Source organism: Clostridium sp., from assembly GCF_016650095.1.
Taxonomy (GTDB): Bacteria; Bacillota; Clostridia; order Clostridiales; family Clostridiaceae; genus Clostridium_AD.
In genome coordinates this window covers 1-3,287 of sequence record NZ_JAENWL010000397.1, presented here as the reverse complement: position 1 = coordinate 3,287, position 3,287 = coordinate 1, and the positions used below count along the sequence as shown (strand labels likewise).

2 protein-coding genes are annotated in these 3,287 nt (G+C 29.9%); both read right to left on the bottom strand.

Annotated features, from left to right (window positions below; all coding sequences use genetic code 11):
- Positions 1-183 precede the first annotated feature (183 nt).
- Complete coding sequence (locus tag JJE11_RS16965) at positions 184-2,088, bottom strand: FAD-dependent oxidoreductase (protein ID WP_291637751.1); 1,905 nt, start codon at positions 2,086-2,088, stop codon at positions 184-186.
- A gap of 123 nt (positions 2,089-2,211) precedes the next feature.
- Positions 2,212-2,715, bottom strand: a complete 504-nt coding sequence (locus JJE11_RS16960) for a MarR family transcriptional regulator (RefSeq protein WP_291637749.1) — start codon at positions 2,713-2,715, stop codon at positions 2,212-2,214.
- Positions 2,716-3,287 lie beyond the last annotated feature (572 nt).

The following is a 3,287-nucleotide window of genomic DNA, read 5'->3' as shown; positions in this document are numbered from 1 at the left end:
TAAGGAAAGTGAAAGTTACACAAGTACATTGTGTAACTTTCAGTTATTCTAAAAAGGTTAAAATAAATACCTTAAACTGGTATTCCATTTGCCTAACATACCTTTTGGAGGGAATAGGCAAAACTACCCAATTTGCTATAAATTAGATGTAGTTTTTTATAAATTGTTATCCATTTACATATATTATATTCTACATGCCGTTCTAAATCCTTCTTCTACGGCATCCATTATTCTTCTTGGAGAATTAGCATCACCTATAGTATATACATTTTTAAAGTTTTTCTTTAAATCTTTAACTATCTCATTGTTAGCCTTATAACCTGCTGCAATTACAATAGTATCAACTTTTATTAACCCACTTTCCAACAAAATTCCATCATCGGTTATTTCTAATATTTTAACATTTACAAGTTGAGTTACATCTTTTTCTTTTAGCACTTTAAATAGATGACTTACATAAGTAGCTCCAATATCCTTTGCAATAGCATCTAACATTTCGATTATATAGACTTTTTTATCTTTACTCGCAATAAATTTAGCTGTTTCGGTTCCAACAAGACCTCCCCCTATTATTGCAACTGTTTTCCCTATTTTAGCATTTCCATTTAATATATCCTCAGCCATTACAACATTTTTTGTTTCAATACCTTTTATTGGAGGTAATGTCTGATGTGCCCCTGTAGCTACAATTACTACCTCTGGATGGAATTCTTCTATATCCGTAGCTTCTTTAATGTTTCTCTCAACAAAATTAATCCCAAGTCTTACAAATTGATTATATAAATAATCTCTAAAAAATAGGAATGTGTCCTTCTCTGGTGGAGTTGATAAGGTTTCAAGTTTTCCACCAATTTGCGATTTTTTGTCAATAACAGTTACCTTATGACCTCTAAGTTTTGCAATCCTTGCGGCTTCAAGTCCTGCAGGACCCGCTCCTATAATCGTAACATTTTTAGACTCGGTTGTTTTAATAATTTTTGTTTCTTTCTCAAAACCTGCTCTAGCATTTACTAGACAATTAACTCCTTGTCCTAAGAAAACCTTGTCTATACAGCCTTGATTACATGCAACACAATACCGTATATTGTCATAACTACTCTCTCTCATTTTAATGACAAGTTCTTCATCAGCTATTAGTCCTCTACCTATTGCAACCATATCTGCTTTATCATCTTCAATTATACTTTCAATAAGTTTAGCACTATTTAATCTTCCCGCAACAATTACAGGAATAGTAATAACTTTTTTTAATCTTTCACTAAAAGGTACTAAGAAACCTTGTTCTATAAACATTGGCTGAATTGTATACTCTAGTGAATCATAGCTTCCTGCTGTTAAACTAATAGCCTGCGCTCCTAGCTCTTCAGCTTTTTTACAAATTGTTTTAACTTCTTCAAAGCAAAGACCATCTTCTAAGTACTCATCTGCACTAATTCGTATGATCACAGCAGCTTTATCTTTTGCAACTTTAATTACTTCGCTTAATACTTCCATAGGAAATCTCATTCTGTTTTCTAAGCTGCCTCCATACTCATCTGTTCGCTTGTTACTATGAGGAGAAAGAAAACTATGAATTAAATATCCATGAGCAAAATGAACTTCTATTAAATCAAACCCAGAAGTAATAGCTCTTTCTGCTGCCTTTCTAAATTTTTCTTTGGTTTCTATTATATCCTCTTGAGTCATTTCTCTTGGATTATTTCCAAGTATGACACAAGGAATAGCACTTGGTGCTATAGGTTGTATTCCTGTAACCGCTTCGGATGCTTGCCTACCAGCATGATATATTTGAGCTCCAATTTTGGAGCCTGCCTCATGTATTGCATTTGTTAACTTCTTTAGACCAGGAATGAACTTGTCATCATAGATACTTAATTGTGATGGAAGGCCTCTTCCTTCAGGTGAAATACCTACAGAACCCGTAATTATTATTGATACATCATTTTTAGCTCTCTCAACAAAGAAGTTTATCATTCTTTCACTGACTTCTCCTCCAAGGTTCGCCAACCCATTTTCCATAGGAGCCATCATAAATCTGTTTTTAAGTTCTAGATTTCCAATTTTAATTGGAGTAAATAGTTTAGACATAACAAAACCTCCGCTAATTTCTAAATAATATTCGTTCACGAATATTATTTAGAAAAATTTAGAACATGATTGTCCTATAATTTATATTATATTCTTTTACAAATATTTTTCAAGTGTTTTTAGTTATTTTTTTAACAAATTTTCAGAAGAAATTTTAATATAATTTTCAAAGTCTTCATAATCTAATTTATTTACCATTCTAGATATTTTTTTAAAAGTATCTAGAAAAGTCTCAAGTTCACTTATATCAAAATCATTAAACAACCCCATAAACTTTAATGCACTATTATTAATAACACTATCATGTAGTATCTTTCTCCCTTGCTCTGTAATATATATTTTTATAATTCGACTATTTTCTAAATATTTTTCCTTTTGAACATAACCTTTTTTCTCCAATCTGCTGATTAAAGCAGAAACAGTAGACTTATTCCAAATACCAATGTGTTGAATTTGATCTAAAGTAAGACTGTCATCTAAATTTAAAATCCAAAGAGCATGCTGCTGAGCATGGGTAAGACCAGACTCTTTAGCTAAACTCTCCCAATCTTTTTCTATGTTCATATAAGTAGCTCTAATTAAATTTAGAAAAATATTAAAGTAATAGTCTCCTGTTTTTTTATCCATTATTTTTTCTCCTTAATCTTTGTATTCTCTGTATATATAATATTATATTATATTTATCATATGATACAAGGGTAGGTATGAATATTAAATTAGAGAATAGATAATTATTATATGTTCATCAATTCATGAATAGGTAGAACTCTGTTTATTTTCATTTCTAGTCTTGAAAAATAAAAACAATAAATGGGACCCAAATAAATTTTTATATTCCTTAAGTAATTTTTCTTCTCTAGTAGATGAATTGGATTTCAAAAGTAAACACCAATTAATTAAGAGTATTATTCATTCAATATATTGGGATGGTACTAAAGGAAATGTTAAAATAAATCTGATGTCATTAAAACCATAAGCACATTATCGTAGTTTAGTGTATCGAGGACAAAATTCACTTCCTACATCAATACAATCGTAGGGTTCATAACTCATCAATATAACCTCCTTGTATAATCTAATTATAAGTTTAATAAGAAACCACCTCTAAATAATACGAATGATCGCTTACTTATCTTTATTAATGTTAATGTTTATTTTTATTCATTTCTAAATTAAATATTTATACTTATCTTTATTTT

What these genes read in the sequence shown, in the direction of transcription:
- JJE11_RS16965 (WP_291637751.1), bottom strand. Translation starts at nt 2,088, where the DNA reads ATGTCTAAACTATTTACTCCAATTAAAATTGGAAATCTAGAACTTAAA.
- JJE11_RS16960 (WP_291637749.1), bottom strand. Translation starts at nt 2,715, where the DNA reads ATGGATAAAAAAACAGGAGACTATTACTTTAATATTTTTCTAAATTTA.